This is a genomic window from Streptomyces sp. NBC_01384 (genome assembly GCF_045040035.1).
Lineage (GTDB): Bacteria > Actinomycetota > Actinomycetes > Streptomycetales > Streptomycetaceae > Streptomyces.
Genome location: NZ_CP109559.1, coordinates 322,270 through 338,136 on the forward strand (window position 1 = coordinate 322,270; position 15,867 = coordinate 338,136).

A 15,867-nucleotide genomic window follows, 5' to 3' on the forward strand; every position below is an offset into this window, starting at 1 on the left:
GGCGCCGTCACTATCGCTCGTTCTCAATGCCGATCTCCGCCCAGATGGACTTCCCTCCGGCCAGGTGGCGCGTGCCCCAACGCTCGGCGAACTGGGCGACGAGCAACAGCCCGCGCCCGCCTTCGTCGAAGGTGCGAGCCCGCCGCATGTGCGGGGCGGTGCTGCTGCCGTCGGAGACCTCGCAGATGAGCACGGTGTCGCGGATCAGGCGCAGTTGGATGGGAGGGTCGCCGTAGCGGATCGCGTTGGTGACCAGCTCGCTCACCACGAGCTCGGCGGTGAAGGCGAGCTCGTGCAGTCCCCAGTCCGCCAGGCGACGGGAGACCTCGCTCCGTGCGCCCGCCACGGCGGCCGGGTCGGGAGGCAGATCCCAGGTGGCGACCTGGCCGGTGTCGAGGGCCCGGGTGCGCGCGACGAGCAGGGCGACGTCGTCCGACGGTTGTGCGGGGAGCAGGGTCTGGATCAGGTCGTCGCAGATGGCCTCCAGCGAGCGAGCGGGCCGCTCCAGGCACTGGCGCAGCAGCGCCATGCCCTTGCCGAGGTCGTGTTCGGGGACCTCGACGAGGCCGTCCGTGTACAGCGCGAGAAGGCTGCCTCTGGGCACTTCCCATTCGACCGCCTCGAAAGGCAGTCCGCCCACTCCCAGCGGAGGGCCGACAGGCAGGTCGATGAACTCCGCCGTGCCGTCGGGCGTCACCACGGCGGGCGGGGGATGGCCTGCCCCCGCCGCGGTGCAGCGGCGCGAAACCGGGTCGTAGACCACGTACAGGCATGTGGCGATGAGATCGGTGACGACTTCGAGCTCCGAATCCGTGGCCGTGCCCTCCTCCGCCCTGAGGTGGGTGACCAAGTCATCGAGATGGACGAGGAGCTCCTCGGGAGGCAGGTCGACGTCCGCCAGAGTGCGTACCGCGGTCCGCAGCCGCCCCATGGTGGCGGAGGCGCGCAGACCGTGGCCCACCACGTCTCCGACGACCAGGGCGACCCGGGCGCCCGACAGGGGGATCACATCGAACCAGTCACCACCCAGCCCGGCCCGGGAACGAGCCGGGAGGTAGCGGTGGGCCACCTCCACGGCATCCTGGGCAGCGAGCCGCTGGGGAAGCAGACTTCGTTGCAGGGCCAGGGCGGTGGTCCGCTCGCGGGTGAAGCGGCGGGCGTTGTCCACGGCCACGGCGGCGCGGGCTGCGATCTCCTCCGCGAGGAGCAGATCGTCCTCGTCGAAGGGCTCCTGGCGCCGGTGGCGGACGAGCACGGCCACCCCGAGCGTGATGCCTCGGGCGCACAGCGGGATGACCATGATCGAGTGCATTCGGAAGGTGCGGACCTTCACCGCGCGCTCGGGGTCGGCCGTCTGCCAGCTCTCGACGGCTTCGTCCGGGGTGCGGTGCAGCGAGGACAGACCCGTGACCAGGCAGCGGGCGGGGGGCGAGGCTTCCGGATAATAGTCCACGTCTCCCGGCCGGATCACCGACTCGGGGACGCCGGGAAGGACGGACTGCTGCGCGGCGCGACGCAGTCCGATGGAACCCTCGGTGGGGGGACTGGGCTCGAAGCCGCGGAACAGCGAGTCCAGAAGGTCGACAGTGATGAAGTCGGCGAGCCGCCCCACTGCCACATCGGCCATCTCCTGGGCCGTGTGCGTGACGTCGAGGGTGCTGCCCACCTGTGCGCTGACGTCGTTCAGCAGGGCGAGCCGCTCTCGGGCCCGGTACTGTTCGGTGACGTCGAGCGCGATGAGCTGCACATGCCGCACCTCCCCTGCCGGATTCCTGAGGGGGGACACGGTGACGGCCCAGAACCTGTCGTGGGCTCCGCGCCGTGGTCGGCCGTGCACGTGAAACCGCTCCGGTTCTCCCGTCTCGAACACCCGGCTCATCCCCTCTTCGACCGTGGTGCAGATATGGGGAGGCAGGATGTCGGTGACACGCCGACCGCGCATCTGCCCCTCCGTGAGACCCAGTTCGCGGACCGCGCCGGCACTCCCCCGCAGGGCCCGCAACTCGGCGTCGTAGATCATCACAGGCAGGTAGTTCTGCGCGAAGGCTTCCTCTGTCGTCGCCTCGCCCTTACGTGAAGGTGGGTCCTGACGCAGACGGGGCTGCTGTTGGAGCGTGGCCACGATGAGCCACTGTGCGTTGCCCTCGCGGTCGAGTGACGCGTACGCCTGCAGCTCGGCTTCGATGTGGTGGCCGTCCCGGTGTCGCAGCGGGGCCGTCTCGCCCCGTCGCTCGAGAACCGCGGAGAAATCCGCCACGGCGTCGGCGTTCCAGCCGAGCAGACGCGTCGCGGGACGCCCTACGACGTCTTCGTGCGGATACCCGAGCAACCGCTGTGCGCCGGCACTCCACCCCGTCACGGTCCCCCGCGCGTCGACGACTGCCGTGGCCGAAGCCGTCGGATCCGGAAGCTGACCGACGCCGTTTCCAAGGGGGCCGACATTCTCCATGTCCATTCATCGCCCATCCTGCCCCCAGACTCTCGGGCCCTGGGGAGACACAGCCGAGGCCGCAAGGCGGCGAAACATCGCATCCCGTCGCGTCGGCTCCTTTCCTCACTTGTATCTCTCCTAGCGCGCGCCCGCAGGTCGGGATGCCGGTAAGAACCGTGTCATCAGCCGCAAACGGCGGTGATCTTGGGAGGGCGTCACCCGTGTGGGTGAGTCCTGGGCTGTACGGCTGCGGTGGGTGAAGCTCTGCGAGGACCATCGTCGATCGTGGCCCGTACTCCGCTGGACCTGGATGAACTCGTCGAGCACTGGACGTTGCTGAAGGACGAGCAGGCGCTCGTGTCCGGCAAGCGTGGTGCAACGCGACTGGGCTTCGCCGTGCTGCTGAAGTTCTACACGCAGTACGGCCGGTTTCCCCGGAACCGGACAGAGCTGCCCGGTGAGGCCGTGGAATTCATCGCCCGGCAGGTGCAGGTTCCTGCCTTGGAGCTGGAGTCCTACGACTGGACGGGCCGAACCGTCAAGTATCACCGTGCGCAGATCCGGGAGTATCTCGGCTTCCGCGAGTGCAGCGTCGCGGACGCGGAGAAGCTGACCGCGTATCTGGCCGAGCACGTAGCGCACAAGGAACGCAGGCCCGAGCAGGTCCGGGTGGAGCTGCTGGCGCGCTGCCGCACGGAGAGCGTCGAGCCGCCCACGTCGGGCCGGTGCGACCGGATCGTGGCGGCTGCCCTGCGGGCGGCCGAGGAGTCACTGACTGCCCTGATCTCCTCGCGGCTGACCGTGGAGAGCATCGAGCGGATCGTGGCTCTGGTGGCCAGCGCCGACCAGGACGACGCCGGACCCGCGGGCGGCGGCACGGAGGGCGAGGACGCGCCGCCGGTGCTGGCGAAGGTCAAGGAAGCGCCGGGCAACGTGAGCCTGGCGACGATGCTCACCGAGATCGACAAGCTCCTGGCGGTGCGGGCGATCGGTCTGCCACGGGATCTGTTCATCGTCGTCGCGCCGAAGGTCGTGGCCGGCTGGCGGGCGCGAGCCGCAGTGGAGTCGCCTTCCCATCTACGGACGCACCCGGTACCGCTACGGGTGACCTTGCTGGCCGCGCTCCTGCACGAGCGGGAGCGGGAGATCGCCGACACGCTGGTGGAGCTGCTGATCTCCACAGTGCACCGGATCGGGGCGCGAGCGGAGAAGAAGGTCACCGAGCAGCTCATCATGCTGACGAGCTTCGCCCGGTGGGCTTGGCCCGCCCCATGCTCCAGCTCGCCGCGATGCTTGACCCCAACGGCATCCCCGACGCGGTCCTGACCAGCCCACCCGCCCTCAACTACCTCACCCAGCACCGCTCTCGTGCTGGCGCCGGACAGGATCGGGCGCAAGAGCAAGAGGTCACCACAGAGGACGCAGTAGGGGCGCTGGAGGCGCTGCACTCCCTGAGCCTGATCGACGACGCCCCCAGCAGCCCGCACCGGGCGATCCGCGTCCACCAGCTTGTCCAACGCACCGCCCGCGACACTCTCACCCTCGACCGGCACGACCAGCTCGCCCACACTGCCGCCGATGCCCTCACCACCGCCTGGCCCGGCATCGAACGCGACCCCGCCCTCGCCCAGACCCTGCGCGCCAACACCGCCGTCCTCACCGCCCACGCCGAAGACGCCCTGCACCAGCCCGATATCCATTGGGTGCTGTACCGCACCGGCCGCAGCCTCGGCGAAGGAGGCCAGGCCACCGCCGCAACCGCCCATTTCCACCGGCTGACCGAAACCGCAACCCGCTACCTCGGCCCCGACCACCTCAACACCCTGGCCGCGCGTGGCCACCTCGTCTGCTGGCGGGGGGAGGCGGGGGATGCGGCCGGTGCCGTCGACGCCTTCGAGGAACTGGTGACGGACCTGGCACGGGTACTGGGCAAGGACCACCCCCACACCCTGATCGCGCGTGGCAACCTCATCAAGCGGCGGGGTAGTGCGGGTGACCCGTCCAGTGTCGTCGCCGAGTTGGAGGAACTGGCGACAGACCTGGTGCGGGTACTAGGCGAGGACCACCCCAACACCCTGATCACCCGCACCAACCTCGCCTGCTGGCGGGGGGAGGCGGGGGATGCGGCCGGTGCTGTCGCCGGGTTGGAGGAACTGGTGACGGACGCAGTGGAGGTGCTGGGCGAGGACCACCCCCACACCCTGGACACCCGCAGGGACCTCGCCCACTTGCGGGGTATGGCGGGGGATGCGGCCGGTGCTGTCGCCGGGTTGGAGGAACTGGTGACAGATCTAGTGCGGGTACTAGGGCTATTCCACCCCTACACCCTGGACGTGCGTGGCCATCTCGCTGGCTGGCGGAGGGAGGCGGGGATGGGTGTTCATGAATCGACCGATTGATGAGCAAGATCCGCAGATGCGGGTTCACCGCCCGACCGACGTCGGATCATGCCCGTAAAACGGTGTCAAAAAGTTGGCGTGCTCAAGAACTTGAGGACTGCCCTTTTCTGTACGATCTCGGAGGTGCGACAGCCTCTGGACGACGGCACCGCCGACCTTCTCGCCCCCGTCCCGGCCCAACGGACCGGTGACCTTGTGGGATACGCACGTGTGTCCACAAAGGGGCAGTTGCTCGACCGACAGATCCACGCACTCGCCGAAGCGGGATGCCTCCGGATCTTCGCCGACAAGAAGTCCGGCAAGAACGCCGAACGCGAAGAACTGCGGGCCGCGCTCGACTACCTCCGGCCCGGGGACACCCTCGTCGTCCCGTCGCTCGACCGGCTTGGCCGTTCCATCCAGGACCTCATCGGCATCGTCTCCGGCCTGCGCAAGCGCGGCATCGGCTTCACCTCACTCCACGAGGCGCTCGACACCACCACGCCCGGCGGACGCCTGGTCTTCCACGTCTTCGCCGCCCTCGCCGAGTTCATCCGCGAACTCATCGTGCAGGGCACTAACGAGGGCCTGGACGCCGCCCGCGCCCGCGGCGCCCGACTCGGCCGCCCGCCGGCCATGATCGAGGAACAGGTACGCCACGCCCGCGACCTGCTCACTCGCCCGGAGAACACCGTCTCCTCGATCGCCAAGTTCCTCGGCGTCTCCCGCAACACGATCTACAAGTACGTGCCCGAGCTGAAGGGCGGACGACTCGCGCTCGCCGAGCCGACAGGGGCAGCCACACTACCCCGCCCAGCGCAGTCGGCAAAGTAACCACGGCATCGCCCCAGGTCAGCGATATCCGTTGTTTTTGCGGCCGCTGATCCGGCTCCCCCTCCAGGTGGGCGGAAATCCGCTTGGTGAGCCCTCTCGACCGTGCTGAAATGCGCGGATGGATACTTCTGAAGTACTCGCCCTCTTCGACCGTCAGATGCGGCGGGATACCCTCGCCGACGCGCCCGGCGCCCGGGTCGAGCGGGTCGGCAAGGTGGTGCGGCAGCTCGGCGTCGAGGGCGGCTGGAGCGCGGTCGTCTGGTCCGGCCTGGACCAGGCCACGGCGCGGCCAGCTATCGCCGAGCAGGTGCAGTACTTCACCGAGCTGGGCCGTGAGTTCGAGTGGAAGCTCTACTCGCACGACCAGCCGGAGGATCTCGGCGAGCTGCTGCTGGCGGCCGGGTTCGAGGCTGAGCCCGACGAGGCCCTGATGATCGCCCGGATCGCCGACCTGCCCGATGGCGGCGGACTGCCCGAGGGTGTCCGGCTGCACCCGGTGACCACCCCGGCCGACGTGGAGCTCATGCTGTCCGCGCACGAGGGGGCGTTCGAGACGACTGCGGACTGGCTGCGGCCGAGCCTGCTCGACATGCTGGCCGAGAGCCCGGGGACGGTCAGCATGGTCGTCGCGATGGCCGACGACATGCCGGTCTGCGGGGCACGGATGGAACTACACCCGGGCACCGAGTTCGCCAGCCTCTGGGGCGGCGGCACCGTACCCGCCTGGCGCGGCCAGGGGATCTACCGGGCGCTGGTTGCGCACCGCGCCAAGATCGCCGCCGAGCACGGCTACCGCTACCTGCAGGTGGACGCCTCCGACCAGAGCCGCCCGATCCTGCAGCGGCTCGGCTTCGCCGCTCTGAGCACCACGACCCCGTACGTGTACAAGCCGTAGCCGGTACCCCCTGCTCAACGCTTCTCGCTCGCGGGCTGGAGCACTTCGGCCGGGCAGGGGTGAGGAACCTCCTGGGCCTGGAGGGCGGCAAAGTCGGCGTGAGCCCGCTCGACGACCTCGGGGTATACCTGGGCTGCCGGCTTTATCTAGGGTTCGAACCCACTGCGCGCAGGTCAAGGCCGGATACTGCGGCTTCAGGCACGTGAGACAAGTGGGACCGGCTGTGGGGACCAGTGGTGCAGCCGATATCGGCTGCACCACTGGTCCCCACAGCCGAACGGCACGTTCTTCGGGTATCGGCCGAGAGTGTCTGGCCGTACGACCGTAGAACCGAAGGCGCGATGCCGGGCCCTGGCCAGCTTCCAAGGCCAAGATCAATCTCATCGATACTGACTGCGCGACTGGTCCCGACGGCCGGGGACATCGGAAATGGTTCGACCCAACCATGCGTCGCCAGTTGCCGTCAAGACTGCTGGCAACAGGGAGGCCCGGCGGGCGGTCACCCAACGTGCCTGACGAACCCTCGGATACTTGTGAGGCAAGTACGAGAACGGCTACTTGCCTCACGCGCCTGACGCTCTCCGGGAGCCCTAGATAATAGACGCCGCCCGCGCTCACCGCAGCGACGGCCACGCTGAACTGCCCCGACCTGCACAGGCGACGGGGCAAGACCGTCGTTTGCGGCTGGTGACACGGTTCTTACCGGCACCCCAGGTCGGCGGGCGGCGCGGAGGGGGCGTCGCACCGAGACTGACGCGTCCCTGCCGGACGAGGGCACGTGGCCCCGGGAGGCCACGCAACGAACCGTGAAGCCCCAGCTCGACGCCCCGCCACCGCCCGTGATCACAGTCGGTGCGGCGATCCCCGCCTCAACGGCATCTTCTGCGGTTGGCCGACCGTTGAGGGCATCGGCCGCAGCCTCGCTCGATCCCGCGCCGATGCGCCATCTGCTCACCCGTCTGCCCGATCGGGTTGTCGCCGGTACGGTGGTCAGGGTGGCGGACGCGGAGCGTGGCCCGGAGGCAGTCGGCCGCTTGGTGTCGGCCGACGAACGGCGGCATCAGGTCCCTACGGTGCCGCCGCCTTGGGCCAGGACTCAGGACGCTCGGCATTCCGGGCTTCGGGCTCGGTACACATACGTCAGTGGCCGACAGGCATACGGTGGTCCGACGTCGCCGACCGGGACGGCGCTGCCGCCGCCGGCTCGTGTGCGTGACGCCGCAGCAGCCGGACGGCGATCGCGTCGAACGCAGCCGTGGCGACGAACGTCACGCCCATGGCGGCAACCAGCAGCACGGCGAACATCTCCCAGAACTGCGGTGTGAGGCTTGTACCCACTGTCCTCAACTCCCTTCGAGTCGGTGTCGTGTCCCACACCTCATCCAACTCCGATACGGGACAGGACACATGAGCCGAGCGGCTCGACCTCAGGTCTGAAGGGCCCTTGCGCAGCCGAACCGGGGGCCGTCACTTGTCAGTAGCCGTCCGAAGCCGTCCGATCCCGCTGGGCGAGTGCGTGCGGCGGAGCCGGTCAGGAGGTCAGGTCGATCCCGTAGACCGTGCGTCCTGCGACGAGTTGACGGCCGGTCACCAGCTCGGGCTCGATGCGGATGAAGACCTCCTCGGGCGAGGCCACCCATGAGCGCGGGCCGGTCCGGGTCAGCCGGCCGTGCTCGACGGGATCGGTCACCACCGTGGCGCGGCCGGTGACCACGACACTCCAGCCGGAGTGCGCCGCCGCATCCACCTCGTCCACTTCGAAAGCGATCACCACACCGTCGATCGCGGCGGCCAGTTCCGAGTCGGCCGCGGTGCGCATCAGTACCGCGGAATCGGTGTCCAGGCAGAAGTTGACCGGCAGGACGGCGGGCAGGGCGTGGCGCGTGTGGACGACACGGCCGATCGGTGCCCGCTCCAGCAGGCGCAGGCACTCCTGGCGGTCGAGTTCACGGAAGCCGTCGTTGGGATTCATCACCGGGTTCAACTTTCACGGGGTACGGCGGTACATGTTTCATCCTGTGGGGCGGCGAGGGACAGGGGCGAGAGCCGTTCGGTCCAGGGCGGCCGGAGAGTGGCCGCCCTTCGAAGCCTGCTCCTGACCAGGAGGTCAGCGCACCGCGATCCGGCGTCCGGTGGTGGTCACAGGCTCGATGCGCACCCATACGTCGCGCTCGCCGCCCGCCCATGGACCGCTGTACGCGAGCGCCGTCAGCCGACGCACGGCGTCGGGCTCCGTCACGGCCCGGGCGAAGCCGCGTATGAGCACGCTCCAGCCCTCGCTGAGCGCCTCGTCGATGTGGTCGACCTCGAAGGCGACGTGCGCCTCGACGGCTGTCGCGGGCAGGGCGTCAGGTGCCGTCCTGAAGGTGACCACACCGTCGATGACGTTGTAGTTGAGGGGGATGATGATCGGCCCGTCCGGCGTGTCCATCGCGAGCCTTCCGACACCGTGCCTCGAAAGCCGGGCCCGGCATTCCTCGGCACTCAGTTCGATCAGCTCGGGATGGCGGGCGGCCCGACCCCAGCCGGGTGGCAGATCGGCGTCGCCGCCGCGCAGGGCCGCCACGCTCGTCTCCAACGCGTCCGCAAGCCGGATGAGAACGCCGATGCCCGGCGTGGCGGTGGACTTTTCCTCCAGGTACTGGACGTAGCCAGGAGCCGTGCCCGCCCGGGAGGCCGCCTCCTCCCGGGTCAGCCCGAGTTCCTCGCGTCGCCTGGCGATGCGACGCCCGATGTCGCCCCGTGCACTGTCCGCGGTGGCGGACACCGCGTTCGGCGGTGTCTGTTCGGACATGGCCGTTCACTTCCTCGTGTCAAGGCGTCCTGACCGTCAGGACGTCGTGCTGCGGCCCGCCGAGGACGACCTTGAGCGCGCCGGTGTCGGTGGCCCGCGAGAAGACGTCGTACGCCTCCTCCATCGCGTCCAGCGGGAAGACGTGGGTGACCAGTGACGACGTGGGCAACTGCCCGGCGGCCATCATGCGCAGCAGGGTGGGAGTGGAGTACGTGTCGACCAGGCCGGTGGTGATCGTCACGTTCTTGATCCACAGGTCTTCGAGGTGCAGTGTCGCGGGCCGGCCGTGCACGCCGACGTTGGCCACATGCCCACCGGGCCGCACCATGCGCGTACATGCCTCGAAGCTCTCCGGCACCCCCACCGCCTCGATGACCACGTCGGCCCCGAGGCCCTCGGTGAGGTCGGCGACCAGCGCCTCGGCCTCCTCACCACCCACGGCGACGGCATCGGCGCCGAGGTGCTTGGCCGCGTCCAGCCGGGCCTCCGCCAGGTCCACGGCGATGATCCGCTCGGGCGTGAAAAGCCGTGCCGTGGCGATGGCGGCGAGCCCTACGGGCCCCGCTCCGACCACCACGACGGTGTCCGCGGGCCGTACCCGCCCGTTGAGCACGCCCACCTCATAGGCGGTGGGGAAGATGTCGGCCAGCAGCACGGCGTCCTTGCTGTCGACCGCACCGGGCAGCGGATACGTGGAGAGGTCCGCGTACGGTACGCGGACGTACTCGGCCTGCGTGCCGTTGATCAAGTGGCCGAGGATCCAGCCCCCGCCGGCGCGGCACTGCCCGTAGGTGCCTTCCCGGCAGAAGCGGCAGCGGCCGCACGCTGTGATGCACGAAACCAGGACACGGTCGCCGGGGCGGACGGTGCGGACGTCGTTCCCCACGTCGACGATCTCCCCGACGGCTTCGTGTCCGAGCACCGTGCCGGGGCGTACCTCCGGTATGTCGCCCTTGAGGATGTGCAGGTCGGTCCCGCAGATGGTGACGGTGTCGACGCGGACGATCGCGTCGGTGGCATCCTGGATTCCGGGGTCCGCGACGTCCTCCCACGCGGACTTTCCGGAACCGTGGAATACGAGTGCTTTCATGACGATCCCTTCCTGGGTCTGGCGGACGCCGGTTGCGGGGGCCGACGGCGAGGCGCCACCTGGCGTGCGACCACCGCTTCCCGTCGAAGTCGTCGACTCCGACGGTGGTGGGACACTCCTCGACGATCTCCTCGCGCACGGATTGACCACATATATCCATCCTGGGCGTGACGGTTGCTGTCCGCTTGGGCCGGTCGGTCCCCATTGCGGGACCGGGCGAGGCCCATCGGGTCGAGCGACCGCCTCGCGTACGCACCCGGTGTCGTCCTCGCTCGCAGGCAGGGGCCGAACGGCCCCACGCCGGACGCCGGTGAGCACCGGACGGCCCCGCGATGCCGCCTGGTCGGCCCCTGCCGCCGGGCATTCCCGGATGCCACCGTCCTGTCCATGACGACGACGAGGAGGTGCGGTCAGATGCGCAGGACCAAGCGTGTGAGGCAGCGACTGTGGCGGTGGCGGAGCAATCCCCTGCGACGGCGCGACGACGTCGTCGAGGCCTGGATCGTCCTGGCCGTCTGGACGGTCACCGCGATCGGCGGCACCCTGACCGGCGTGGTGACGGCCCATGCCGCCGACGAGTCCTTCGCGCAGGTTCGCCGCGAGCGGCACTCGGTCCAGGCCGTCCTCGTCGAGAGCACGGCCCAGACCGTGGCGATCGGGGCAGGCACGCCCTACGACCGCGTCCGGGCGACGGTCCGCTGGACGGCGACGGACGGCTCCACCCATACCGGCCGGGCCTTGGTGGACTCCGGGCACCAGGCCGGATCGAAGGTCGCCGTCTGGCTGAACAGCAAGGAGCAGCTCACCACGGAGCCGCCGACCGCCTCGGCGGCCGACGTCGAGGCAGCCGCGCTCGGCACCGGAGCCGCGCTCGCCTTCGGCGGCCTGACGTTCGCCGCCGGGCGCGCCGCACGGTGGCGGCTCGACCAGCGGCGCTACGACCAGTGGGGCCGTGAGTGGGGCGAGGTCGGACCGCAGTGGCGGCGCAAGACCACGTGAGATCGAACGAGCGCACGAGAACGCCGACCCCCTGGCCGGGAACACGTCCAGGCCGGGGCAAGTGTGCGGGGCGACCTCGACCTGGTCGCCCCGTCGTCACGTGCGCCTCCCCCGAGCCCGGCGAAAGCGTGGGCCGCCAGGCCTTCCGGTCGGGCCCACACGGCCCTCGCGACGCCGCGCGGGCAGCGGTCAAGCTGGTCAGCAGCCCAACCCGGCGCCTCACGCGCCGGAGTGAAGGAGCTGATCGCCATGACGACCCTGGTGGGATTCCCGGACAGCCCAGTCCGGGTGAACGCACGTCTGGACGCGCCGCTGTCCCGGTGGCTGTGGCTGGTGAAGTGGATCCTCGCCATCCCCCACTACCTGGTGCTGTTCTTCCTCTGGATCGCGTTCACCCTGGTGAGCGTGATCGCGTTCTTCACCATCCTCTTCACCGAGCGCTATCCGCGCACGCTGTTCGACTTCAACCTGGGAGTGCTGCGTTGGACCTGGCGGGTCGCCTACTACTCGTACGGCGCCCTGGGCACCGACCAGTACCCGCCGTTCAGCCTGGGCGAGGAACCGCAGTACCCGGCGCGGCTGGACATCGCCTACCCGGAGCGCCTCTCCCGCGGTCTGGTGCTGGTGAAGTGGTGGCTGCTGGCCATCCCGCAGTACATCGTCATCGGCTTCTTCCTCGGAGGCGTCCGCCTCGGCATGTGGTACGGCGGACTCATCCTGGTCCTGACGATCATCGCCGCCGTGATCATGGCCTTCACCGAGAAATATCCAAAGGCCCTGTACGACCTGATCCTCGGCCTCAACCGGTGGGCGCTCAGGGTCGCCGCGTACGCCGCCCTGATGACGGACACCTACCCGCCCTTCCGCCTGGACATGGGCGGCTCCGAACCTGATTCCCAGGAGGACCGGTCCTGATCGGCGCACCAGTAGCGGGATCCCTGTGCCCCACGCCAGCCACCGCACCGGGCTCCGCATCCCGCCGGTGTGACACCCGGGGTTAAGTCGTTGGGCCCTGGACCGGCCATGGTCACCGGCGCAGGCCAGGAGGTGGGGACGCGGGCGCGGGCCCGCGCGGCTCCGCCGGAATCTCCGGGCCCGCGTCCTCCGTACAGGAGTGATCATGATGGACACCAGGAAGACCAAGTGGTGGACAGTTCAGATCTACCTCACCGAGGACGGCGACGAACTGGCCGCGAGCCGCGCCTCGGAGGACCTCGCCGTGAGCTGCACGACGTCGCCTCCGGCGACATCGTGCAGCACTGACCGCGGTGGTCAGTGTTCGGTGAGGTCGGCGCTGTCCTCGCGCAGTACCGCCAGGCGGCGGCGGTACTCCTCCTCGTCGATCTCCCCTCGGGCGAACCGGTCGGCGAGCAGCTGTTCGGCCGAGGGCGCGGCGGGGGTGTGCGGCTGCCGCCCCCGCGCGGGGGCCCGGTTCAGGGCGCGGAAGACCAGGACGGCGACGGTGATGAGCACGGCCCAGATCAGGACCGTGCCGGTCGACATCGCGAACCAGTCCCATCCGTTCATGCCGTAGCGGTTCCCGTACATGGCGGGTCACTTCCTTCGGCTTCGGGTCGGCATGAGCACGACTGCGACGCGTCGCCTCAGTCGTGCGGGACCACGGCGACCGGGCAGCTCGCGTGGTGGACGGCGGCGCGGGTGACGGGGCCGGTACGCCCGCCCACCGGGCGCTCGGTGATGCGGTGGCCGACGACGAGCAGGCTCGCTCCGGATGCGGCCCGGATCAGCGCGCTCGACGCCTTGCCCTCCGGCACCGACTCGACGACGTCGACCTCGGGGTACTTGTCCTTCCACGGCTGGAGCACTGCGGAGAGGGCCCCCTGCCACTCCTCCGCGCGCTGCCGGTCGTTCAGCAGGCCGACCTCACCAGGGCCCAGGCCGAACGGGGACGGCGCATGCCAAGCGTGGACGACCCTCAGACGCGCCCGGCGCAGCCGGGCGGCCTCGAAGGCGAACGCCGTCACCTCGTCGCATGCGTCGGCGACGTCGAGACCCAGCACCACGTCCCGGTACCCGGTACGGGCGGACGCGCTCCCGTCCGCCGCCGGCAGATGCTCGTCCTCCGCCTCTTCCCCGGCCCGTACGAGGACGACGGGACGCAGGGCCCGCGCCACCACGCCCAGTGCGACCGAGCCCACCAGGAATCCGGTGAAGCCGCTCAGCCCTCGCGATCCCAGTACCAGCAGGTCGGCCCGGTCGGCCGCATCGAGCAGGGCCCGTGTCGCGGGCCCCTCGACCTGCTCGTCGTCGACGCGCACGCCGGGGCACGTTTCGCGGACTCGTTCCTCGGCCTGCCTCAGGGCACGTCGGGCCAGATATCGTTCAGCCGCGTGCGCCGACTCGCCGTCGGCGGAAGGCGGGCTCCAGTTCCAAGCATGTACCACCAGCAGCGGCCGTTCGCGGCGCTCGGCCTCACGGGCCGCCCACTCCACGGCGGCCAGACTCTCCGCGGATCCATCGGCTCCGGCGATCACGGGCGACAGCATGACGCACACCTCCAGCACTCGATCGGTTCCTCATGACCAGCGTCCCCGGCAGGGCGCCCGTACGGGGAGGGGCCACCGGGTCCCCGGCCGGGGCCGACCGGGCCATGCCCGGCCGGTGACGGTCCACCGGCCGCGCCGCCGCCCTGCACGCACCCGCATGGGGGCAGTGCGCAAGGCCTTTGGGGCCGACCGGACCACACCGATGACCATCGGCCCCCTGACAGCGGCCACCGCCGCAGGGAACCGTGGGGTGCGTGGTTCCCGATCGACCCGTGACAACGAGGAGTTGAGTGATGGCGAAGGCATATCTGGTGGGCAGTGGTATCGCGGCGCTGGCCGCGGCCGCGTTCCTGATCCGCGACGGCGGTCTCGACGGATCGGACATCCATCTCTTCGAGGAGCAGCGACAGATCGGCGGCAGCCTGGACGCGGGCGGCACGGTCGGCACCGGCTACAGCATGCGCGGCGGGCGGATGTTCGAGGCGGAGTTCCGCTGCACGTACGACCTGTTGTCCGGCATTCCCTCGCTCGACGACCCTTCGGTGTCGGTGACGCAGGAGATCCTCGCCGGACACGAGGACTTCGCCTGGGACGACATCTCCCGCCTCGTCGACGGGAGTGGAAAGATCGTGGACACCCGATCGATGGGGTTTTCCGAACGGGACCGACTGGACCTGGTCCGGTGCATGGCGAGCCCCGAGAAGCACCTGGACGGAAAGCGGATCACCGACTGCTTTGGAGAGCACTTCTTCACCACGAACTTCTGGTTCATGTGGTGCACGACCTTCGCCTTCCAGCCCTGGCACAGCGCCATCGAGTTCCGCCGCTACCTCAGGCGCTTCATCCATCTCTTTCCCGAGTTCTCATCCATGTCGGGCATATACCGGACCCGCTACAACCAGTACGACTCCATCGTGCGGCCGCTGACGGACTGGCTGCTCGAACGCGGCGTCGTCGTCCACACCGGATACCGCGTCACCGACCTCGGGTTCGTGCCGGGGGACCAGGGCACCTCGGTCAACCTCATCTACGTGTCCCACGAGGGACACCACGAGCAGATCGACGTGACCCCCGAGGACCTCGTCCTGGTCACCAACGGCTCCATGACCGACGCCTCCAGCCTCGGCTCGCACACCTCCGCACCGCCGGCGCCTCCCCGGTCCTCCGACGCCTGGCTGCTCTGGCACCGGCTGGCCAGGGGACGTGAGGACTTCGGCAACCCGGACGTCTTCGACAAGCACGTCGAGGAGTCCCGGTGGGAGTCGTTCACCGTCACCTCCAAGGACCCGGCTTTCCTCGACGCGCTGGAGGATTTCAGCGGCCGCGAGACAGGCAAGGGCGGCCTGATGACCTTCACCGACTCCAACTGGCTGCTCTCCATCGTCGCCAACCGCCAGCCCGTCTACCGCGACCAGCCCGAGGGGGTGTCGGTCTGGTGGGGTTACGGACTGTTCCCCGGGCGGGCGGGCAACCACACCGCGAAGCCGATGACGATGTGCTCCGGCCGCGAAATTCTCGAGGAGCTCCTGCACCATCTCGGCTTCGAGGAGCCGGTGGCGGCTCGCGTCCTTGAGACGTCCACCGTCGTCCCCTGTCTGATGCCCTACATCACCAGCCAGTTCCTGGTCCGCCGCGGCGACGACCGGCCCAAGGTGGTGCCCGAGGGATCGGTGAACCTCGCCTTCATCGGGCAGTTCGCCGATGTGCCCGACGACGTCGTCTTCACCGTGGAGTACTCCGTACGCACCGCCTGGACGGCGGTGGCCCAGCTCCTCAAGCTCGACAAGCGGCCGCCCGAAGTCTACCACGGCCACCACGATCCTCACGTACTGGCAAGCGCGCTGGAGACCATGCACCGGCAATAGTGCGTGTGTCGCTGTCCTCATTTCCGGACGAACGGCTGCCGGGGCGCTCTCGGCAGCCCGCTCCTGTCCGTCCT

Annotated in this window: 14 protein-coding genes; 7 read left to right on the forward strand and 7 right to left on the reverse strand. The window is 69.6% G+C overall.

Annotated features, from left to right (window positions below):
* Positions 1-10: 10 nt before the first annotated feature.
* A complete protein-coding gene (locus OG747_RS01155) occupies positions 11-2,455 on the reverse strand; it encodes a SpoIIE family protein phosphatase (protein WP_405876902.1) in 2,445 nt (814 codons plus the stop codon).
* A 261-nt stretch (positions 2,456-2,716) separates the two neighbouring features.
* Between OG747_RS01155 and OG747_RS01160 the strand changes: the two genes are divergently transcribed.
* The 4 genes from OG747_RS01160 to OG747_RS01175 all read left to right on the forward strand — a co-directional run bounded on the left by OG747_RS01160 (position 2,717) and on the right by OG747_RS01175 (position 6,538).
* On the forward strand, positions 2,717-3,757 hold the full coding sequence (locus OG747_RS01160; protein WP_405876904.1) for a DUF4158 domain-containing protein: 1,041 nt from the start codon (positions 2,717-2,719) through the stop codon (positions 3,755-3,757).
* A complete protein-coding gene (locus OG747_RS01165; RefSeq protein WP_405876906.1) occupies positions 3,703-4,830 on the forward strand; it encodes a tetratricopeptide repeat protein in 1,128 nt (375 codons plus the stop codon). The genes OG747_RS01160 and OG747_RS01165 overlap by 55 nt, the downstream gene beginning before the upstream one ends.
* Before the next feature lie 123 nt (positions 4,831-4,953).
* A complete protein-coding gene (locus OG747_RS01170) occupies positions 4,954-5,643 on the forward strand; it encodes a recombinase family protein (RefSeq protein ID WP_405876908.1) in 690 nt (229 codons plus the stop codon).
* 118 nt (positions 5,644-5,761) lie between these two features.
* Positions 5,762-6,538: a GNAT family N-acetyltransferase gene (locus OG747_RS01175; protein ID WP_405876910.1), complete on the forward strand. Its 777-nt coding sequence runs from the start codon at positions 5,762-5,764 to the stop codon at positions 6,536-6,538.
* Positions 6,539-7,678: 1,140 nt separating this feature from the next.
* Here OG747_RS01175 and OG747_RS01180 read toward each other — a convergent pair.
* The 4 genes from OG747_RS01180 to OG747_RS01195 form a co-directional block, all read right to left on the reverse strand.
* The gene (locus OG747_RS01180; protein WP_405876912.1) at positions 7,679-7,876 is read right to left on the reverse strand and encodes a hypothetical protein; all 198 of its coding nucleotides are present in this window, start codon (positions 7,874-7,876) and stop codon (positions 7,679-7,681) included.
* Between the two features lie 193 nt (positions 7,877-8,069).
* Entirely contained in the window at positions 8,070-8,510 is a 441-nt protein-coding gene (locus OG747_RS01185) for a pyridoxamine 5'-phosphate oxidase family protein (protein WP_405885403.1), read from the reverse strand.
* 135 nt (positions 8,511-8,645) lie between these two features.
* On the reverse strand, positions 8,646-9,332 hold the full coding sequence (locus OG747_RS01190) for a helix-turn-helix domain-containing protein (protein ID WP_405876914.1): 687 nt from the start codon (positions 9,330-9,332) through the stop codon (positions 8,646-8,648).
* A 19-nt stretch (positions 9,333-9,351) separates the two neighbouring features.
* Positions 9,352-10,422 carry an alcohol dehydrogenase catalytic domain-containing protein gene (locus OG747_RS01195; protein WP_405876916.1) on the reverse strand — a complete coding sequence of 357 codons (1,071 nt, stop codon included), beginning with the start codon at positions 10,420-10,422 and terminating at the stop codon, positions 9,352-9,354.
* A 414-nt stretch (positions 10,423-10,836) separates the two neighbouring features.
* On the opposite strand from OG747_RS01195, the gene OG747_RS01200 reads away from it, so the two are divergent.
* Together OG747_RS01200 and OG747_RS01205 are read left to right on the forward strand one after the other, a co-directional pair.
* A complete protein-coding gene (locus OG747_RS01200) occupies positions 10,837-11,421 on the forward strand; it encodes a hypothetical protein (RefSeq protein ID WP_405876918.1) in 585 nt (194 codons plus the stop codon).
* 249 nt (positions 11,422-11,670) lie between these two features.
* Positions 11,671-12,336 carry a DUF4389 domain-containing protein gene (locus OG747_RS01205; protein WP_405876920.1) on the forward strand — a complete coding sequence of 222 codons (666 nt, stop codon included), beginning with the start codon at positions 11,671-11,673 and terminating at the stop codon, positions 12,334-12,336.
* 357 nt (positions 12,337-12,693) lie between these two features.
* Here OG747_RS01205 and OG747_RS01210 read toward each other — a convergent pair whose 3' ends face one another.
* Entirely contained in the window at positions 12,694-12,969 is a 276-nt protein-coding gene (locus OG747_RS01210) for an SHOCT domain-containing protein (RefSeq protein WP_405876922.1), read from the reverse strand.
* A 56-nt stretch (positions 12,970-13,025) separates the two neighbouring features.
* The gene (locus tag OG747_RS01215; protein ID WP_405876924.1) at positions 13,026-13,928 is read right to left on the reverse strand and encodes a universal stress protein; all 903 of its coding nucleotides are present in this window, start codon (positions 13,926-13,928) and stop codon (positions 13,026-13,028) included.
* Positions 13,929-14,221: 293 nt separating this feature from the next.
* On the opposite strand from OG747_RS01215, the gene OG747_RS01220 reads away from it, so the two are divergent.
* On the forward strand, positions 14,222-15,793 hold the full coding sequence (locus OG747_RS01220) for an oleate hydratase (protein WP_405876926.1): 1,572 nt from the start codon (positions 14,222-14,224) through the stop codon (positions 15,791-15,793).
* The last annotated feature ends 74 nt before the right edge of the window (positions 15,794-15,867 follow it).